Origin of the sequence: Sphingobacterium thalpophilum, from assembly GCF_901482695.1 — a bacterium.
Classification (GTDB): domain Bacteria; phylum Bacteroidota; class Bacteroidia; order Sphingobacteriales; family Sphingobacteriaceae; genus Sphingobacterium; species Sphingobacterium thalpophilum.
On sequence record NZ_LR590484.1, the window covers coordinates 2,671,797 to 2,691,754 of the forward strand.

Sequence of the window (19,958 nt, forward strand, 5' to 3'; positions counted from 1 at the left end):
TAAAACTATTAATAATTATGTCATTAGTACAGGATACAGCAAGGACTGCTGTGGATACGTTTAATCAAGCTGCGCAACAACCATTACCTGCCGCCGCAAGTACAGAAAACATGAGTTTGATCGATATGATGATCAAGGGGGGATGGATTATGATCCCGATACTTTTATTGTTTTTCATTGGATTAGTCATCTTTTTTGAGCGCTATCTGACTATTCGCCGCGCTGCAAAATACGATAACAGTCTGATGTCCCAGATCAAAGCAAACGTACTGTCGGGCAACCTGGACTCTGCCTTGGCTGTCTGCCGTTCGAGCAATTCAGCATTGGGACGGATGTTGCAAAAGGGCTTGCTGCGTGTGGGCAGACCGATCAAAGATATTGAGGGAGCCATCGAGAACGTCGGCAAATTGGAAGTTGCCAAATTGGAAAAAAATATCAACATCTTGGGTATTATTGCGGGTATCGCTCCGATGCTCGGCTTCGTGGGTACCATTTTTGGGGTAATTAAAATTTTCCATGAAGTAGAGCTGGCAGGCGGTATTGATATCGCATCGGTATCCGGAGGTCTATATGTAAAAATGGTGTCTTCAGCTTCTGGTCTTGCCGTAGGTATCTTGGCATATCTGGGCTATCATATTTTAAATATGATGGTCGAGCGTTTGATTTTACGTATGGAAACTGATGCAGTAGAATTTATTGATTTATTGGATGAACCCGGAAGATAATGAATTTACGAAGTAGAAAAAATAAACCATCTGCGGAGGTACACACGTCGGCGTTAAATGACATCATGTTTTTCCTGATGTTGTTTTTCCTGCTGGCTTCCGCTGTGTCAAACCCTCAGGTGGTCAAACTATTGTTGCCAAAGTCCAGTGCCGGTGAGCAGTCGGTTGCAAAAAAGACGATCACGGTATCCATTACGAAAGACCTGGGCTATTTTATTGACAAAACGCCTGTTCCCATTGAGGGCCTGGAAGCGGCTGTACAGGCGCAGATGGCAGGTGGCGAAGAGCTGACAATCATGCTCTATGTCGATAGCACGGTGCCGATTCAGAATGTGATTTCTGTGATGGATGTGGCCAATCGTTTGAAAGTGAAAGTGGTATTGGCAACCGAACCTAAAAAAGATAAGTAACATTAAACTTTTTTGAGGTTTGTTGTTCATAGGTTAATATAGGAGATTTATACAATGAGATACCATCTTCAGCACGAAGAAAACAACTTCCCCAAAGCCTTGGGATTATCGACATTGGTCATGGCTGCTTTGCTCCTGATCGGCTTTTTTGTCGTTTTCAAAGCGCAGGCGCCCGACGAATATGGTATGGGCGGCATGATTGTCAATTATGGTACGGCTCCCGAAGGTATGGGCGATGACTACATGAGTGTCGAGGAGCCGTCCGTGGACCCGAATGCCAATAATGAACGTCCAGACCGAATTGACCCGGTAGAGACACCGACACCTACGCCGACGCAGCAGGTCGCCGAAAAAGTAGTGGCTACGCAGGACATGGAGGAAGCGCCGGCAGTCACAAAGACGGAAAAGAAAGTAGAGTCGAAAGCAACAGAAACAACCAAACAAACTAAAGAAGTAGCTCCACAGGCCAATGCCAAAGCTCTTTTCAAAGGCAATAAGAATAATGGAAAGGGAGCGGGAGACGGCACAGGTACAACTCCGGGAAATCAGGGCTCGAAATTGGGCGACCCTCTAGCCAGTAATTATGGTGAAGGGGGGTCTGGATATGGCAATATGATGCTATCGATTGAAAACCGGAGCTTTACGCAACGACCAAGTATCGACGATAACGGACAGCAGGCGGGAAAAGTAGCCGTCGAATTTAAAGTGAATAAACAGGGCATCATTACCTATGCGCGTGCAGGAGTCAAAGGGACGACCATCACGGATCCCTCACTGCTGGAGAAATGTGAACGTGCGGTGCGAGGAGCACGGCTAAATCAATTGCCTAATGCCCCTGACTCCCAAACAGGGCGGATTGTCTTCAATTTTAAATTACGTTAAAAACATTCAGATGAATGCTTATAAAGAGGCAATCGAGTATCTGTATACTCGATTGCCTATGTTTACAAGGGATGGTGCCTCAGCCTTTAAAAAAGACCTTGACAATACCATCCGATTATGTGATGCGCTCGGTAACCCGCAGCAAAAATTCAAAGCGATACATATTGCCGGAACCAATGGCAAAGGATCTACCTCCCATATGCTTGCCGCGATTCTGGCGGAGGCGGGATATAAGACCGGGCTCTATACCTCACCACATCTGCTGGACTTCAGAGAACGTATCCGTGTCAATGGTGTAATGTGCGAGCAGCAATTTGTCGTTGATTTTGTGGAGCAGCACCGGCAGCTGATCGAAGAAGTAAGCCCTTCGTTTTTCGAAATCACGGTAGCTATGGCATTTGATTACTTCGAAAAAAATAAGGTGGATATCGCTGTCATTGAAGTGGGACTAGGGGGCCGGCTGGACAGCACCAATATCATTCGGCCCTTGCTGTCGGTAATCACCAATATTGGCTTTGACCATATGAATATGCTGGGCAATACCTTGACCGAAATTGCAGGCGAAAAAGCGGGCATTATCAAGAGAAATACACCGGTCGTAATCTCGGAATATGCCACCGAGACAGCGCAGGTCTTCCTGGATAAAGCACATGCCGAACAAGCTCCCATTCAGTTTGCTTCTCAGGTTTATCACACGAGGATAAGGTCCGTCGATCAGGATTATCTGGCTATAGATGTCAGCGACCCCAAGGGTACTGAAGACCAATATCTGCTGGATCTTAAGGGCTCCTACCAGGTTAAAAACTTAGCGGGTGTGCTGCTGGCAGTCGATGAACTGCGTAAGCAGGGCTTTCAGATCAGCCCAGAACAGGTGCGAGGCGCGCTGAAGAAAGTGCAGTCGACAACAGGTATCCAGGGACGCTGGCAGCAGCTTTCCAAAAATCCTCTTGTGATCTGCGATACAGGTCATAACGAGGATGGCATTCATGAGGTTTTAAAAAATCTGGAGGCCACACCTTATCAGACGCTGCACTTTGTCATGGGGGCCATGCGGGACAAAGATCTATCTCATATGCTGCCGCATCTACCGAAAGAAGCTATATATTATTTTGCTGCGCCGGATATGCCGCGCGCGATGCCTGCAGACCTGCTACGGCGGGAGGCTGCAGTACTTGGCCTTCAGGGCTGGGCTTTCCCGTCTGTCACAGCAGCCTTCGACGCTGCAAAGGTAGCCTACACAACAGGTGACCTCATTTTCGTGGGGGGAAGTAATTTTGTTGTTGCTGAGGTCCTGGCGAAAATCTAATATGAATGAAAGAGGGCTGCAGTATCCCGGTTTTCAAGACCTCCACTGTAGCCCTCTTTTATTGGAATCACGACATATTTGTAGGCGTCTATTTTACAAGACCGCTAGATGATGGTTTAATCGTTAACCGTCAATTCTCCGCGAATGTCTTTTTCCACCCAGTAAGCGACCTCTTTTTGATCTTCGAGTTCACCCTGTAGGTACATCAGTTTTGTGACTGCGGCTTCAAAGGTGAGGTCGTAGCCGTTGAGCACGCCTATTGCTTTAAGGCCTTGGGAAGTTTCATACCGACCCAATTCCACTGACCCAACTTTACACTGCGAAATGTTAAGGATATTTTTGCCCTGGTCAATCGCTTCTTGGAGCAGATCCAGAAACCAGCTATCGGTCGTCGTGTTGCCCGAGCCAAAGGTTTCCATTACAATGGAGCGAACATCAGAGTCGAGCACCGCCTTGATGGTCTGCGCTGATATACCCGGAAAGAGTTTTAGTACGGCAACTCGGTTGTCTAATTTGGTATGTAAGATAAATTCTTTGTTGACATTGTTCAGCAGGGCATCCGTGTTGTATTTGAGGTGAATGCCGGCTTCTACCAGAACAGGATAGTTTGGTGACCTAAAGGCCTCGAATTTGGCAGAATTATACTTGAAGGAACGGTTGCCGCGGAATAATTTATTGTCGAAGAGGATACAGACCTCCTGGATAATGGAAACACCGTCCTGCTTTGCCGACGCAATTTCAAGGGCCGTCATCATATTTTCCCGTGCATCGGTGCGGATCTCACCAATAGGCAGCTGGGAGCCTGAGAGGATAACAGGTTTCTGCAGCCCTTCCAGCATAAAACTTAGTACGGAAGCGGTAAAGGCCATTGTATCAGAACCATGCAAAATAACAAAACCATCGTAGTCCTCATAATTATCCTTGATAATCTGGGCCATTTCGATCCAGATCTCCGGCTTCATGTTGGATGAGTCGATGATCGGTTCGAATGAATGTACGGTAAGTTTATAATCCAGCCGGCTTAGATCAGGAAGGTTGCGCTTAATCAGTTCAAAGTCGAAAGGAACGAACGTCCCTGTTTCGTCTTTGACCATCCCTATGGTCCCTCCTGTGTAGATAATAAAGATATTGTGCATGGGTTGTGTAGATTATATACCAAATATACGTTTTGAGTTTTCTGTTGTTATGCTGGCTACCGTGTCCATCGACACAGCATGGAGGTCAGCCACTTTCTGGGCGATATAGACTAAATAGCTGCTTTCGTTTTCCTTGCCGCGATAGGGGACCGGTGCAAGGTAAGGAGCATCCGTTTCCAGCACGATATGTTGCAGGTCGATCTCCCTGACCACATGATCCAGGCCAGCTTTCTTGAAGGTAACAACGCCGCCTATGCCGAGGGCAAAGCCCAGATCAATGGCCAGCTGTGCTTGCTCCAGCGTTCCGGTGAAGCAATGAAGAACGCCAAACAGTCTTTCGTCATGGAGTTCTTCCAAAAGTTCAAATAATTGGGGGAAGGCTTCACGGCAATGGATATCTATCGGTAAATGAAGCTCTTTGGCCCATTGAACCTGGATTCTAAAGGCTTCTTTTTGGATCTCCAGCGTACTCTTGTCCCAGTAAAGATCTAGTCCGATCTCGCCTATGGCATGGACTTTGTTATTTTCCAAGCTCTTTTGGATCGTGTTTAACTCGTTCACATAATTCGCTTTCACATCGCAGGGATGGAGCCCGAGCATGGGGAAGCAGTGTTCGGGATAAGCCGCAACGGTATCAAAAACCGGCTTGATGGAGGCACTATTGACATTGGGCAGGAAAAGGCGCTGTATACCGTTGTCAAAACAGCGCTGTAGATGCTCCTGCAGCTTTGGCGTACCTGCATGGTAATAAATGTGTGTGTGTGTATCTGTAAGCAACATAGTTTTCTGCGTGGAGGCAAAAAGCGGATTAGGGTAACTTTACTTTTTGTTATTCTCGAATCAAGAGGTAGTGTTCATTACCAAAATTTCAATTCGCTCTCCAAAGATAACTTATTAATTAACAAAATGAAAATTAATAACGTATTCTCTTTCTTGTATTGAAGGCGCCGTGATGGCGGAAGAGAGAATTCAGAAAAACGCGACGCGGCAAAACATACTGCATGATTTGCTGTTAAACAAGAGAACGGCTGTAGCCCTATTTTTAGAATAAATGGTATAAAATGATGAATAAGAAACTAAGCTTGGGTTTGGTCACCTTAGCATCGGTCATCGGTTTAAATAGCCTGCATGCTCAGTCTTTGATTGACCCATCTGTAAAAGATATTATTCAGAGAGCTTTTCAAACCAACAAGGAGTTGAAACTGAAGACCTATGAGGTGGACAAGGCGCGGCTGGAGGCCGAAGGTGTTAAAGCCAATAAGCTGCCTCATGTCTCGGCACTCGGACTGTATGGTTATGTACATAGCAATGGCAGTGTGGATATCCCCACCGTGAATGTACCCCTGTTAAACTTGGGGCTATTTGAGGGCGCAACGGGATTCAGCATGCATGGGCAGGCCGCCTACGCCGGTGTTTCGGTGAGACAAATTATCTTTTCAGGATTGCAGATACCCAATGGGATAAAAGCGCTGAAAGAAAAGGCCCTTGCCCAGCAATATCTGGAGTCAGCAAGCCGTGAGACCCTCTCTAAAGATATTATAGCTTCCTTTGACCAGTTGATGCTGCTTGACGAAGTCGATAAGCTGATAGCAGATTCAGAAAAAAGGTTGAAGAAAGAACAGGAAAAAGTCAATAAAGCGATCCAGAACGGTCTGGCCATTCCTTATGACCGTGATAAGCTCAAACTGGCACTGCTCGAACTGGAGGAGAAGAAAGTCGAGGTCGCCGGAAACCGCGACCTTCTATGCCAGAAGATCCAGCAGGAAACCAGTGTTCCGTTTGAGGAGGTAGGGGGCATCCACTATACACTTCAGCCAATTTTCCTGACGGAAATTCCCGACAACGTCGATCAGCGTTCTGAGCTGAAGGCGTTGGAGGCTTCATCCAAAGCGTATGAATATTTATATAAAAAAGAAAAAGGAGGTTCTTTGCCTGCAGTCTTTGCTTTCGGCTCCGCCAATTACCTCAACGTATTTAATTCTAAACTCAGCATAAAGGATCAGCCTCTATTGGGGACGGTGAATCTGCCCCTTAATTCGATCAGAGGTAATCCCAATCTGTTGGTTGGTCTTGGAGTAAAATGGGATCTCTATACAGGGGGAGAACATCAGAACAAGATAAAACAAGTCAAACTGGATCAGACCATCAACGCGACCAAAAAGGAGGATACCGAAGAGAAGCTCAACCTGCTGCTGAGCAAGAACAAGGTGAACTATACAACGGGAAACCAGAAGCTGAAGGTAGGCGAACAGCAGCTGAAAGTTGCCCAAAATAATTTATCTATGGCTGTAAAGCAGTATCAGGCCGGACTGATCGATGTGACCGAACTGCTCGCGACGGAGAATGAGTGGTACAAAGTGAACCTTGGTTATTTCAATAATGTTTTACAGCAGCGGACGGCTGCTGTAGAGCTATTACATACATCCGGAAAATTATTACAAACTATACATGAGTAACATGAAGAATTTATGTGGACTATTATCCGTGCTTATTTTTGTTGCCTGTTCAGAAGAAGTCAAGGAAAAACCGATAGAGGGAAAGGTGGAGCGTGAGCAGGTGTCGGTAGTGACCAAAGTTCCTGGCAAGATTGCCAAGATTTTTGTCGAAGAGGGGGATCTGGTACATGCCGGCGATACCCTGGCGATTTTAAGCATTCCTGAAGTCGATGCAAAAGAAGAGCAGGCAAAAGGCGCACTCCAGTCGGCGGACGCACAATATAATATGGCTGTCAAAGGGGCGACGAAGGGCCAGCTCGTCCAATTGCAGGCAAAAGTGGATGGACTCAAAGAACAGTACGAATTTGCCAGAAAATCAATCGGCCGGCTGGAAGCATTATTGCTGGACAGCCTGATACCGCAACAAAAGTATGATGAGACCTACGCAAAGTATCAGGGTGCGAAAAACCAGTATCTGGCGGCTCAGGCTGAACTGGAGGAAGCACGCAATGGTGCAAGACGTGAACAGCAGATCATGGCGCTCGGACAGAAAGAGCGGGCACTTGGTGCAGTATCTGAAGTCAATGTGGCTGCGCAGGAAAAATATGTCATAGCGCCACAGGACATGAGCGTGGAGACGATCAACCTGAAGACAGGCGAACTGGCAATGGCGGGCTACCCCATTATCAATGGTTATCTCGACCGTTCTACATATTTTAGATTCACCTTGCCCGAAAATCAGATCGGAAACTTGCAAAAGGGCGGAGCAGTAGAGGTAGAGATACCTTATCTAAACCACAAAAAAGTCAGCGCGAAAGTAGTGAGCATAAAAGCCCTGAATGCGTACGCCAACATTGCTTCGGCTTATCCGGATTTCGATCCGCAGCTTGCCGTATTTGAATTAAAAGTCGTACCGGAGGATGCCGCCGGTACGAAGGATTTGCTAACCAAAACGCTGGTGATTCTCCATGCGAATTAAACCGTCAGGATGTGAAAAGATTTTTAGCATTGTTACAGCGTGAATTTCGCCTGTTTTTCAACAATAAGGTGCTGCTGATGCTTTTTCTGGGCGCTCCTGTACTGTATGGGATTCTTGTAGGACATGTCTATCAGCAGGGGAAGGTGACCGAAATGCCCGTTGTGGTGGTCGACGAAGACAATAGCCCCTTGAGTAGTTCGTTTATTGATATGCTATCGGACAACGAGAGTATTCGGGTGGCAAAAGTGTTGCCGTCATTATTTGATTCAAAAGATGTGGCAATTCAATTCGATGCCACGACCATTGTCCATATCCCCCGTGGTTTTGCTTCAGGAGTGCAGCAAAGCCGCCTGCCCGAAATCACTGTCTTTGTGGATGGCGCAAATACGCTGACTTCCAATACCGCGCTAATGGCTGTCAACGTATGTGCCATGACGCTCAAAGCTGGTATACAGATCCAGTCACAGATGAAAAGGGGAGTGCCCGCAAAAATTGCAGCGCAGCAATACGAACCTTTTAAGACGACCATCATCAAGCAGAATATCCGCAGTGGCAACTATCTTTATTTCATGTTGCCCGGCGTCCTGATTACCGTCCTGCAACAGGTCCTGCTGCTGGGCCTGGCCTTGTCGTTTTCCTCGGAATTCGAAAACAATACCTTTCCTGATCTGGTCAACAAAGTGTCGAATCCAATTGGGCTTATTTTGGTCAAAATATTGCCCTATGTATTGATGTCGATCGGTATCCTATTGTTGTACTGGGGATTTGGAAAATACTATCACATGCCACTGCATGCCGATTTTGGCCGCTTTATACTTTGTACGACGGTGTTTCTGCTAGCGGTATGCTTTATCGGGGTATTGGTCAGCATCGTATTGCCATCGCAGTTAAAGTCGACTGAAGTGCTGATGGTGATCGCGACACCTGCTTTCATTCTGAGCGGCTTCACCTGGCCATCGAGCTTGATGCCGGGATGGATACAGGCCATAGCGAATGTTATTCCGTCTACGCATTATCTTCGCATATTTAGGCTGATGTTTATTCAGCATGCCGAAAATTATCATACGGATAAAGCACTTCTGGCATTGACCATTATTATGACGCTATCTTTTGTGCTGGCCCTTATCGTGCTGTGGATAAAAATTAGGAAGATGAAGCAGGCTGCCAAGCAAACGAAAAGCTGAGGTGAGGAGCACCTTTAAAAACGAAGCGCCGTTTCGTGAAATGAAACGGCGCTTTTGTATAAAGTCTTTCGAAAACCTGTTGTTTATTTTTTAGCAGGTGCTTTAGTTGCAGGAGCAGCTGTTGCAGGTGCTGTAGTACCCGGAGCCGCTGGAGTTGTTGCTGCTGGAGCTGGAACTTTTCCCGGTTTGATATCCAATACCTCAACTTCGAATACAAGTGGAGCATAAGGCGGAATTTTACCTGATGGACGATCACCGTAAGCCAAAGAAGATGGAATGACCAACGTAGCTTTGGTGCCTTTGTTGAATAGCTGGAATGCTTCAGTCCATCCTGGGATAACACCATCAACACCTAACTGGAATTTCAATGCTTCGTAAGGACGTTGTGGCATGAAAATCTTCTCTTTCTTCGCAATATCCGGAAGGTTGGTATCAAAGACAACGCCGGTAGTCAATGAACCTACGTAGTTTACCTGAAGAGAGTCTCCTACTTTGGCATTGGCGCCTGTTCCCGGCTTGGTGATAATATATTGAAGACCTGAAGCCGTTTTTGTTGTTTTTAAGTTTTTGTCTTTAATGTATTTCTCGATTTTTGCAGGTTCAGCAGCCTTATGTTTGTTTAACTGCTCCTCAAAATATTTTTGAACTTGTTCACCCAGTTGCTGATCTGTCAATTTGCCCTTTTTGAAGTGTTTTTGAACTTTGATCGAATAGATGATGTATTTGTCCGCAAATTCAGGCTTTGGCTGATGTGTTTTTGCTGCGACGGAATCCAGATTAATTTTGAATACCAAGCTATCGCCTTCACCGACATATTTGAACAAGCCTGTTGGATCACCTGGGTTTTTGGCGATGATACTATCTGCATATAATTGAACGATCTGGGGGATACCCATATCGAAAGTACTTTGCAATACAGAATCTCTATCTGATTTGACGATCATGTCCACGGAAAGTAAATCGCCGGATACTGCTTTCTCTTTTGCATTGTCATCCACGATTTTATACTCAAGACCACCTTCAGCCTTTTTAAAATTTTGGCATGACGTCATCAAAAGACCGGCAGCCGTGAAAAATAGAATTGCTTTCTTCATTTTCTAATGTATGTTACGATATCTTATTTTGTTAATATTTCTTTATAAATTGGTAAAATCGACTTGAATTTTGCAATCACGGCTTCGAGGCTTTCTTTTGAATTGCCACCGGAAGCGTTGAGATGCCCTCCGCCATTGAAATACAATTTGCAGATCTCATTGCAGGGTACTTCGCCAATCGATCGCAAAGATAGTTTAATTTGTTCACTTCTGTCAATAATTAATGCAGCTAAGCGAATTCCTTTGATGGATAACGCATAATTGACAAGTCCTTCAGTATCTCCGGTGATTACCTGAAACTGCTGGAGGTCTTCTTTGGTGACATGGATGATGGCTGCATTGTATGGATGGATTACTTCGAGGCGGTTGAGCAGACAGAATCCGAGAAATTTAAGCCGATTTTCCGACGAACTGTTATAGATCTCTTCATGGATGGCCCAGTTTTGTGCTCCACAGTCGATTAATGAGGCAATGATCCGATGGATTTCGGATGTGGTGGAGCGGAATCGGAAAGATCCCGTGTCAGTCATAATCCCGGTATATAGACAGGTCGCCATGTCGGCGCTGATATGTTCTGCATCCTGCATCTCGTCTACCAAGAAGCGGTAGATCAATTGTGCTGTTGCAGCGGCTGTCGGATCCCAGTAGGCATAGTCTTCAAAACCTTCTGGATCAAGGTGATGGTCGATCATGCATTTGATTCCTCTCGCCTGTCGGATAGGCTCTCCCATTTCCTGAATGCGGCCGAGGCCATTGAAGTCCAAGCAGAACAGCAGGTCCGCGTCAGCAATCTGCCGGTCGTGTAAAGGAATATCCTGTGTATAGATCTGTACATTATCCAGACCCGGTAGCCAATCCAAAAAAGCAGGAAAGTCAGAGGGTACAATTAAATTAACGCGATGTCCTTTTGCAGTAAGCCAGAAATACAATCCCAACGAGGAGCCCAAAGCATCCCCATCTGGTTTGTAATGGGTTGTGATTACAATCTGCTTTGGCTCAGCCAATATTCTTTTTAATTCTTCGGATTTCAGCATAGTCATATTAAGTCTGCAAACCTACTATAAAAAAATTAGATTAAACAAATTTTTTATAAACATCTTTTGCACGCTGCTCTGTGGTATATGTAGTTTAAAATTTTGATTTTCAAGTTTTTAAAATTTATATACATATACCTTAAAATCCCGCTTCATACAGATGAGATAGTTGGCATTGTCGCCGTAGTTAATCGGTCCATAGTAGAACTTCGAAAAGCCTTCCATCGGGAAACCTTCCTGAACCAGCCCGTCAGATCCGAAGACATAGATCATGCGGTTGTCGGTGCCGACACCAAGTACATCCGATTTACCGATACGCTTAAAGAAGAGCGGCCTGTTGCTGACGTCATCAATAAATTTATATTCGAAATAGGAAGAAGAGTCCCGCGAACTATAGCTGTTTAATTTATTATTCGATAAGATAACAAAATCCCGGTCTGCCCCGCCACTGATATCTTCAAAATTGAAGAATACATCTTTACTCCAGTCGCCCAGTCTAATTTTTTTTGCCTCGCCCTCGAATGGTACTTTAAAGACATGGCCTTTATTGTCGGCGACATACACAAAAGAATTTTTTTCGTCGGAGGCAGCCACGAGCCCAATCGGATTCTTGACGCTCTCACCATCGGTATCCAATGTCTTTTTACGGATTATTTTTCCATTCTGGTCAAAGAAGTAAATAGACGCGGTACTCGTCCCTGCGATGAGGTAGTTGGTCTGGCCTAAAGTGGTTGTTTTTAAGTCGAAAAGGATCCGGCTGTCGACAGTATTGTTTTCAAAGTCTTCTACCCGCTTTCCTTCCAGGGTATAAGCCAGGATACGGTCAGTCGCAGGAATGTAGATCCGTTGTTCTTTATTGAAATTGGAGACGGTGGCACCATAGCTTGCTTGATAAGGCAATGCGACAGAAAAGCCGCTCAGGTTTTTTCCGTCCGGCATAAAGCGATAGAGCCGGTTTTTAGTCACGGCAAGGATACTGAGGTCCTGCAGCTGGATGGGTTCTCCCAAGATCTCTCCCTGAAACAGGTTTTGCCATAGTTCTTTGCCGTCCGGTGAAAAGGCATGTACAGTGTGATCCTGTTCCTGGAGCAGGATAAACTTGTTTTTGCCATCCTGATCCAGAATCCATGGCTTGTTGATGAGCCGGTTTTCAAGCTGTACGCTCCACTCGGGTTTGCCGCCGAGCCGGGTGTCACTTTTATAAAGTGCATATAGACTGGAGGTAAAAGTGCCTTGATTGCCACTTAACTGATAAGACCAGGAGTAGAAATTCTGGAAACCAAATTGCTCGTCATCCTTAAAATTTGTAGCATATGCTGTTTTTAGATTGTCCAAGATGTTGCTTTTGCCGGCCTTCGGTTCTAAATAAAACGTCACATTGCTGCGGCTGCTCTGCAATGCCGCATGGTTCTTGAATATAGCCGTACCAGAAAGGAACTGCTTCTCGCGGAAGGATTCACGATAATCCCTCAGTATTCCTGTTCGGCTGGCGACGACCATAATGTTGTCCACAATGGTAAAATAGGGCCTGTTAAAGTTTTTGAAAGGCTGGCCAAAAGAGGCGTATAACAAGTTGGAATATTTAAACTGGTAAATGGAATCGCCGACCGATGAACTGAATTTTTTGAAGTGGTCTGCAAATAAGCTGGAATCGGAAATACTGATCAAACCGAGTACATCCTGATTGTCCAATTCAGCCAGTGCGAACTCGTCGTTAAACAGTGGTGTGACGATACTGTCGAAAGACATTTTCGTATCCTCTTCGAGGTTTTTTATGCTCTTGCTCAGGCGGTCATATTCTTTCTGCTGTATGAATAGCTCTTTCAGCCCCGCACGGAAGCTTTGAGCGTCCGATATGCTGAAATCGATGTACGAGGCTGCATTTTTAGGAAGGTAGTTGCCTAAAGCCTGGACTTGGGCAGTCTGATGGGCAAACAGCTGTAGATAGCTGTCTTTACTTCCCGTCAGGTCTGTTGCACCCTTAAAGATAAAGGCATCTTTTTTGAAGTTCATATTCCAGGAAGTCTGCCCTTTTAAAGAATCGACTAGATTGAGGTAGCTGCCAAATTTGGACTTCATGAATATGCGGGCTACCTGCGCCAGCTGTTCATTGAAGAAATATAAGCTTAGCGGCGTATTTTTATTGTTGTGGGTGACGAAGAACTCAATCTCTTTGGAGTTTATCTTTTTTACGTTTTTGTCAAATACTTGAGCAAGTACTTTCTTGGAGTAGCTGGCAAAAATAATCTCGTGTGAATAAGCACAATACAGTGTGCTGTCTTTGCTCCCTTGTACCAAGGCATAGAACCGTTGCCCTAAGGTATCCAATGGCTGTACCTGATAACCTTTCCCAGCCTGGGCAATAAGGGTTGCCAATGAGTTGTTGTCGAGACTCTGTCCGACCTGCACGCTATATAGTGGGGTGATCTGGTCCTTCTCCTGATGAAAGGAAAGCAAGATCTGCTGCCCATCGACAAAAGGAGCAAATTGAGGACTTTGCAGCAGCTCTGATTTCAGTTTTTCCAGATGATCAACATTGGCCTGTCCCAGAATGGCCCGGAACAGTTCATAATCACTGAATATCGTGTCTACCGTTTGATTGTTGGCAAAAGAAGCAATCGCTAATGTGTTTTCGGGCAGATATTGTAATGCTTTAGAGTCTTGTTTGTTATTTTTATTAAAATCGCCAAAAAGGTAGATCGTGGCTACAATGACGGCGATGAATAGTAGAATGGTGATGATAATTGTTTTTTTCATCAGAGTAAATATTTATGAACGCCATAGAGAAGCCAGAGGCCCTTATATGGATTCGTTACATCCGGGTTGCTTGTGTACGAAACTATCAGGAATCACTTATTGAAATGCAGGATCGCGCGGGGCTCTTTTGACATTGCTTGTGACGACTTAAATCCATGATGGTCCCATATCCAAAAACAAACCTAATAAAAATATGCCGGAAGCAGTAGCGAATCGTTCCAAATAATGCGGGTTTGTAATATAAATTTAACAAAAAATTCCTTATTTCAATCGGTTTTTAATACATTTATCGGAGAAACACGTGTTCAGCATTCACTTTATTATAATGAATAAGAAAATCATTTTAACTGCTTCGCTGTTGGGAGCATTAGCTGTAATATTAGGCGCCTTTGGTGCCCACGGTCTGGAAGGAAAGGTAAGTGCATATCATATTGACACATGGAAGACTGCAAATCAATATCATTTTTATCATACCTTTGCATTGTTGTTTTTATCCACCTTTTCACGTGCAAAAACCTATTCAATAAAGGTTTCCTTTATCGCTTTTCTTATTGGTATCTTCTTTTTCTCGGGCTCTTTATATCTTCTGAGCATCAGAGAGATCACCGGTTTTGGTAATCCGGCAATCTTAGGGCCGATTACTCCTCTGGGCGGCCTGTCATTTATCGTGGGTTGGATCGCCCTGTTTGTGGCGGCTTTAAAAAATAAATCTTAGCGCTGGACGACATATAATCTTTGTGCTTATGAAAGAGCCTTCCGGAACATAAATCGGGAAGGCTCTTGTTGTTTTTTTTGTATTTTTATCGCATAATTTGAAATTATGTCCGATCCGCAATCTACAATATTTAGTGAAAGAGATACCTTGTTTATTGATGTAGTCTTGCCTTTGGCGCTGGCACGAACGTATACCTACCGTGTTCCCGCGGATTGGAATGACCGTATACAGGTCGGGGTAAGAGTCATTGTGCAGTTTGGGCGAAATAAAATATATTCGGCTGTCGTCAAGTCGATCAGCCATGAAGCACCCCGCCATTACGAGGCGAAATATATTCTGGATATCATTGATGATCAGCCTATCGTCAATCTGGCGCAGTTTAAATTATGGGACTGGCTGGCGGATTATTACATGTGCAGCTTGGGGGAGGTCATGCAAGCCGCTCTGCCTGCGGCATTGAAACTGGCGAGCGAAACCAAGGTTGCCTTATCCATGGCAGCTGACTTTGACCGTACGGCACTTTCGGATAAAGAATATTTGATTATTGAAGCGCTGGAGGTGGCGGGCGAACTCAAAGTCAGTGATATTGTGAAGCTACTGGGACAAAAAACAGTATTTCCAATATTGAAGCAGCTGTTTGATAAGGGTCTCGTCCTTATATCGGAGGAGATTCACGAACGATACAAGCCGAAGACCAAAGCATTTTTACGCCTCGCTCCAGATTTTAGAGATGAGGAGGCCAAGCGGGAACTCTTGGATAGCCTCAACCGTGCGCCAAAGCAGCAGGATGCTGTGCTGGCCTTCATGCAGCTCGTGAAGCGGACGGAAGATATTACGCGCGCAATGCTGGTAGAAGCATCCGGTTGCGGTAATGGCGCAATTACCGCCCTTGTCGATAAGGGCGTTTTCGAAATCAAAGAAAAAGTGGTTTCCCGATTTCAGGGAGAGGATGTGGACCTTGATGCCAACTTTCAGTTTAATGAATATCAGCAGCGGGCTTATGATGAGATCCAGCAAGCTTTTGAGACGAAGGCTGTGACGCTGCTTCACGGCGTCACAGCCTCCGGCAAAACGCAGATCTATATCCGGCTGATCGAACAGGCAATAGCTTCCGGTAAATCCGCTTTATATCTTTTACCAGAAATTGCATTGACGGCGCAGATCACCGCGCGGTTAAAGCTGCATTTTGGAGATAAACTGGGGGTCTATCATTCTAAGTTCAATGACAATGAACGTGCAGAAGTATGGCATAAGGTGATGAAAAATGAGTTTCAGGTTGTTATCGGTGCCCGTTCATCCGTTTTCCTTCCCTTTCAGGATCTCGGCATTATCATTGTCGATGAAGAACATGAGACTTCGTACAAGCAGTTTGATCCTGCGCCGAGGTATCATGCACGGGATACGGCGATCTATCTTGGCTTTTTGCATCAAAGTAAAGTACTGCTGGGGTCGGCAACGCCATCTTTGGAAAGCTACTATAATGCCAAGGCTAAAAAGTACGGGTTCGTGCAGTTGCTCGAACGGTACGGGAATGCACAGCTGCCTAGTGTAGAGTTAATTAATATCCCCGAAGAAGGGCGTAAGGAAAATATGTTTTCTTATTTCTCCGGCACCTTATTACAGGGGATTGCGGAAGCGGTCAAAAATAAAGAGCAGGTGATCTTATTTCAGAACAGACGCGGACATACCACAATGATCCAGTGCAATACCTGTGGTTTCGTCGCTAAATGCGTGAACTGTGATGTCAGTCTCACCTACCATAAAAGCTCGAATATGATGCACTGTCACTATTGTGGACATGCAGAGCCGCCGCTACGAGTCTGTCCTGCTTGTGGAATGCCGCATATCGAGAGTAAGGGCTTTGGGACCGAACGTGTCGAAGAGGAGCTGGAGCTGCTGATGCCAGACGTCCGAATCGGCCGCCTTGACCTGGATTCAACGAAAGGTAAATACGGTTTTGACAAGATCATCACTGCTTTTGATGAGCACGAATTTGATGTATTGATCGGTACTCAGATGGTTGCCAAAGGACTGGATTTCGGGCGTGTGAGCCTGATCGGAGTGATCAATGCCGATACCATTATTAATTTTCCCGATTTTAGGTCTTACGAACGCGCTTTTTCGCTGTTTTCTCAGGTAGCTGGACGCGCAGGCCGTAGGGAAGGCGGCGGGAGGGTCATCATTCAAAGCTACACTACCAAACATAGAGTGCTGGAGCAGGTGGTCAGCAACGACTACGAAGGTATGTTTATGACCGAGATCACAGAACGCAAAAACTATTTCTATCCACCATTCTATCGCTTGATCCGTATTGATATCAAGCATAATGATTTCCAGAAATGTTATGATGCTGCCAATCGTTTTGCGCTTGCACTGCGACAACAGCTCGGCACACGGGTATTGGGGCCTGAGCCGCCACTGGTCTCCCGTGTCCGCAACAATTTTATCCAGACCATCACCCTAAAAATTGAACGGACCAACATCAGTATTGTGAAGGTGAAGGAACTGATCCGGTCGGCCGTTCTGGATTTTGAAATCGATAAGGCCAATACCGGTGTGCGGATACAGCTGGATGTTGACCCGTATTAAACGATTAACGGCGACAATTTTTGGCCATTGGACAACAGGCAGTCAGAACAGTGAGCCACAAATATGCAGCACGACAGATGCCTGCAGGACGATCATAAATATCAAAGAACAGACAGATCCAAATAAATTGTCGATTATTAAACTGCAATTATATTGCATATGAAACGCAATTTATCTAAGTTTGAAACATCATGGCGTATAAGTTTATTGATAATTACCGGGAAAAAGGAGCCCGAAAGAAGCTGGTTGAGCATCTGAAGGGACGGGGGATTGAAGATCAGAGAGTCCTGGATGCGATTGGCAAGGTGCCGCGTCATTTTTTCTTTGACGAGACTTTTTGGAACCAGGCTTATCGGGACATTGCGTTTCCGATTGGTGACGGACAGACGATCTCGCAGCCCTATACTGTTGCTTATCAATCGGAATTGCTCCACGTAAAAAAGGGAGATAAAGTGCTGGAGATTGGCACAGGATCGGGGTACCAAACTTGTATCCTGCTAGAGCTTGGGGCCGAGGTATATACAATAGAAAGGCAGGAAAATCTCTACAACAGGACTATTCAGGTGCTTCCTTACATGGGATATCATGCGCATTTCTTTTTGGGTGATGGCTCAAAAGGGATCGAAGAACACGCACCATATGACAAGATTATCGTGACTGCCGGGGCTCCCTACGTACCTGAAATTATGCTGAAGCAGTTAAAGATGGGCGGTATTTTTGTGATACCGGTAGGCGATGAGAAGTCACAGAAAATGATGACCATAATCCGCGTGGGAGAAAATGAGTTTGACCGGATTGAATTGGACACTTTCCGCTTTGTACCCTTGGTTGGCGATCAGGCCTGGTAAGGGAAGCCGACACCCTATATAATTTTACAGATGAGTTCAATCGATACAATATACGAGCAGAAGCACAAGGAGATGACGTCGGTGGTTGCCGGCTTAACCAAAACGGTAAATCGCATTAATCTGTCCCGGCTCATGGTTATCCTGATCGGGGGTGCCATCTTATTCTACATATTTCAGTTGCAGAGCCTTGTGTTGGTTTTTGTCTGTTTTTTTTCCTTATTGTTTTTATTTGCTTATCTGGTCCGGAGACAGAGCCAGCTTGAGCTTCAGAAAACCTATTTTGAAGCCTACCTGCAAATATTGTCCAATGAACGGAAAATCGTTGCCGGAGGTCCCAATATCTATGCGCATGGCGAGCAGTTTGTCGACGGGAATCATCCTTATAGTTCCGATCTGGATGTTTTTGGTTCCTACTCATTATTTGCACAGTTAAATCGTTCGACTACACAGCAGGGGATCGATTTGCTTGCGACCTGGCTCAATGCTCCCCTGGACAAAAAACGAATCTTGAGTAATCAGGAAGCGTCCGGTGAACTGGCACAACAAACGGAATGGGGGTGGGATTTTCAGGCCAAACTGCTGAGTAATCTGCATCGAAAGGTCGATATTAAAGCGTTTTTGTCCCGTTATTTCCAAGAGGGCAATTTCCGATTTGGTAATGGCTTTATGCGTTTGTATATCCATGCTGGGCCTATTTTATTGCTGCTTGCATTTGTGGGAAGTTTTTTTTTCTCAAAAATGGCCGCTATTGCGATTATTCTGGGATTATTTCATATTCTTTGGCCCTTGGCCAAATCAGGTCGTGTGGCTTTGTTTTCCTCCCGTATTGATAAGATAGGGGCCGTTTTGGGTTCCTACGCAGATGCCATACGTTCCATCGAGAGTCAGGCATGGATGTCTCCCGCAATGCAGGAGATAGCGGGCAAGCTAACGAAGGGCGACCGTGACGAACCGATCTCAGAGGCTTTTAAGAGGCTGGCCGGTCTAATCAATAATCTGGATGCCAGAAATAATGTGTTTGTTGGCTTATTTTTGAATCTCTTTTTGCTGTGGGATTTTCGGCAGGTACTCGCTATTATCAAGTGGAAGAAAACGTATGAGCAGTATATTTTGAGTGCCTTTGATACGTTGGCGGAGGTTGAGGCAATCAATAGTCTTGCAGTTTGGAAACGGAATCATCCCGACTACGCGTACCCAGTAATATTGGACGATCCGCTTAACGATAAAATGGAAGCCGCGGGTATCTACCATCCGCTTATCCCGGCTGGCCAGGCAGTGGCAAATGATTATACAAATAACGATCATCGCATCGCCCTGGTGACGGGCTCTAACATGGCCGGCAAAAGCACCTTTTTGCGGACCGTCGGTATCAATGCCGTTCTGGCCTATGCGGGAGCAGCCGTTGCTGCAAGGACCTTTCGTCTTCCTATTTACAATCTGATATCTTATATGCGGATCAAAGACAATTTAAATGAAAGCACATCGACATTTAAGGCAGAACTAAATCGGGTCAAATATATTCTGGATGTCGTTGCGGCCGATTCAAGCAGTTTCTTTTTGATCGATGAGATGTTACGGGGCACCAACTCCGTGGATAAATATTTGGGATCGCGTGCTATCATCAGGCAGCTGGCCCGTGTCGCAGGTAAAGGTATGGTAGCCACACATGATCTGCAGCTGTCCAGCCTGGAAGAGGAATTACCCGGAACAATCAAAAATTATCATTTTGATATCCGTGTGGATGAAGGGCAGATGTTGTTTGACTATAAGCTGAAGGGCGGCGAGTGCAAAATATTCAATGCGTCGTTATTACTGAAGGGCATTGGGATAGACATTGAGGACAATATATAATTAAGAGAAATAA

At 45.4% G+C, this 19,958-nt stretch carries 16 protein-coding genes; 11 read left to right on the forward strand and 5 right to left on the reverse strand.

Going from position 1 to position 19,958, the window contains the following annotated elements; genetic code table 11:
• Window positions 1-17 precede the first annotated feature (17 nt).
• The 4 genes from FGL37_RS11060 to FGL37_RS11075 are packed head-to-tail and all read left to right on the forward strand — an operon-like array spanning window position 18 to window position 3,323.
• Window positions 18-725, forward strand: a complete 708-nt coding sequence (locus FGL37_RS11060) for a MotA/TolQ/ExbB proton channel family protein (RefSeq protein ID WP_028072139.1) — start codon at window positions 18-20, stop codon at window positions 723-725.
• Window positions 725-1,135 carry an ExbD/TolR family protein gene (locus FGL37_RS11065; RefSeq protein ID WP_028072140.1) on the forward strand — a complete coding sequence of 137 codons (411 nt, stop codon included), beginning with the start codon at window positions 725-727 and terminating at the stop codon, window positions 1,133-1,135. The genes FGL37_RS11060 and FGL37_RS11065 overlap by 1 nt, the downstream gene beginning before the upstream one ends.
• Before the next feature lie 54 nt (window positions 1,136-1,189).
• The gene (locus FGL37_RS11070; protein ID WP_028072141.1) at window positions 1,190-2,017 is read left to right on the forward strand and encodes an energy transducer TonB; all 828 of its coding nucleotides are present in this window, start codon (window positions 1,190-1,192) and stop codon (window positions 2,015-2,017) included.
• Window positions 2,018-2,027: 10 nt separating this feature from the next.
• Window positions 2,028-3,323 (forward strand): bifunctional folylpolyglutamate synthase/dihydrofolate synthase, encoded by a 1,296-nt coding sequence (locus tag FGL37_RS11075; RefSeq protein WP_028072142.1) that lies wholly within the window; start codon window positions 2,028-2,030, stop codon window positions 3,321-3,323.
• Window positions 3,324-3,439: 116 nt separating this feature from the next.
• On the opposite strand, the gene FGL37_RS11080 is transcribed toward FGL37_RS11075, so the two are convergent.
• Both FGL37_RS11080 and FGL37_RS11085 read right to left on the reverse strand, forming a co-directional pair.
• On the reverse strand, window positions 3,440-4,459 hold the full coding sequence (locus FGL37_RS11080) for an asparaginase (RefSeq protein ID WP_028072143.1): 1,020 nt from the start codon (window positions 4,457-4,459) through the stop codon (window positions 3,440-3,442).
• 12 nt (window positions 4,460-4,471) lie between these two features.
• A complete protein-coding gene (locus FGL37_RS11085) occupies window positions 4,472-5,239 on the reverse strand; it encodes a TatD family hydrolase (protein ID WP_028072144.1) in 768 nt (255 codons plus the stop codon).
• A 281-nt stretch (window positions 5,240-5,520) separates the two neighbouring features.
• Here FGL37_RS11085 and FGL37_RS11090 point away from each other — a divergent pair, with 281 nt between their 5' ends.
• From FGL37_RS11090 to FGL37_RS11100, 3 genes are read left to right on the forward strand one after another with little or no spacing between them, the layout of a single operon-like run.
• On the forward strand, window positions 5,521-6,915 hold the full coding sequence (locus tag FGL37_RS11090; RefSeq protein WP_028072145.1) for a TolC family protein: 1,395 nt from the start codon (window positions 5,521-5,523) through the stop codon (window positions 6,913-6,915).
• Between the two features lies 1 nt (window position 6,916).
• A complete protein-coding gene (locus FGL37_RS11095; protein WP_028072146.1) occupies window positions 6,917-7,873 on the forward strand; it encodes an HlyD family secretion protein in 957 nt (318 codons plus the stop codon).
• Window positions 7,874-7,884: 11 nt separating this feature from the next.
• Window positions 7,885-9,057, forward strand: a complete 1,173-nt coding sequence (locus tag FGL37_RS11100; protein WP_028072147.1) for an ABC transporter permease — start codon at window positions 7,885-7,887, stop codon at window positions 9,055-9,057.
• Window positions 9,058-9,140: 83 nt separating this feature from the next.
• Here the strand turns inward: FGL37_RS11100 and FGL37_RS11105 are convergent, their stop codons facing one another.
• The 3 genes from FGL37_RS11105 to FGL37_RS11115 all read right to left on the reverse strand — a co-directional run bounded on the left by FGL37_RS11105 (window position 9,141) and on the right by FGL37_RS11115 (window position 13,942).
• Entirely contained in the window at window positions 9,141-10,151 is a 1,011-nt protein-coding gene (locus FGL37_RS11105) for an FKBP-type peptidyl-prolyl cis-trans isomerase (RefSeq protein WP_028072148.1), read from the reverse strand.
• 23 nt (window positions 10,152-10,174) lie between these two features.
• Entirely contained in the window at window positions 10,175-11,185 is a 1,011-nt protein-coding gene (locus tag FGL37_RS11110) for a DHH family phosphoesterase (protein WP_028072149.1), read from the reverse strand.
• Window positions 11,186-11,302: 117 nt separating this feature from the next.
• Complete coding sequence (locus FGL37_RS11115; RefSeq protein ID WP_028072150.1) at window positions 11,303-13,942, reverse strand: SMP-30/gluconolactonase/LRE family protein; 2,640 nt, start codon at window positions 13,940-13,942, stop codon at window positions 11,303-11,305.
• 325 nt (window positions 13,943-14,267) lie between these two features.
• Here FGL37_RS11115 and FGL37_RS11120 point away from each other — a divergent pair, with 325 nt between their 5' ends.
• From FGL37_RS11120 to FGL37_RS11135, 4 genes are all read left to right on the forward strand, one after another.
• On the forward strand, window positions 14,268-14,657 hold the full coding sequence (locus tag FGL37_RS11120; RefSeq protein ID WP_028072151.1) for a DUF423 domain-containing protein: 390 nt from the start codon (window positions 14,268-14,270) through the stop codon (window positions 14,655-14,657).
• 105 nt (window positions 14,658-14,762) lie between these two features.
• On the forward strand, window positions 14,763-17,246 hold the full coding sequence (priA, locus tag FGL37_RS11125; protein ID WP_028072152.1) for a replication restart helicase PriA: 2,484 nt from the start codon (window positions 14,763-14,765) through the stop codon (window positions 17,244-17,246).
• 191 nt (window positions 17,247-17,437) lie between these two features.
• Window positions 17,438-18,094 (forward strand): protein-L-isoaspartate(D-aspartate) O-methyltransferase, encoded by a 657-nt coding sequence (locus FGL37_RS11130; protein ID WP_028072153.1) that lies wholly within the window; start codon window positions 17,438-17,440, stop codon window positions 18,092-18,094.
• 30 nt (window positions 18,095-18,124) lie between these two features.
• Window positions 18,125-19,945, forward strand: coding sequence for a MutS-related protein (locus FGL37_RS11135; protein ID WP_037534376.1), 1,821 nt, complete (start codon window positions 18,125-18,127; stop codon window positions 19,943-19,945).
• The last annotated feature ends 13 nt before the right edge of the window (window positions 19,946-19,958 follow it).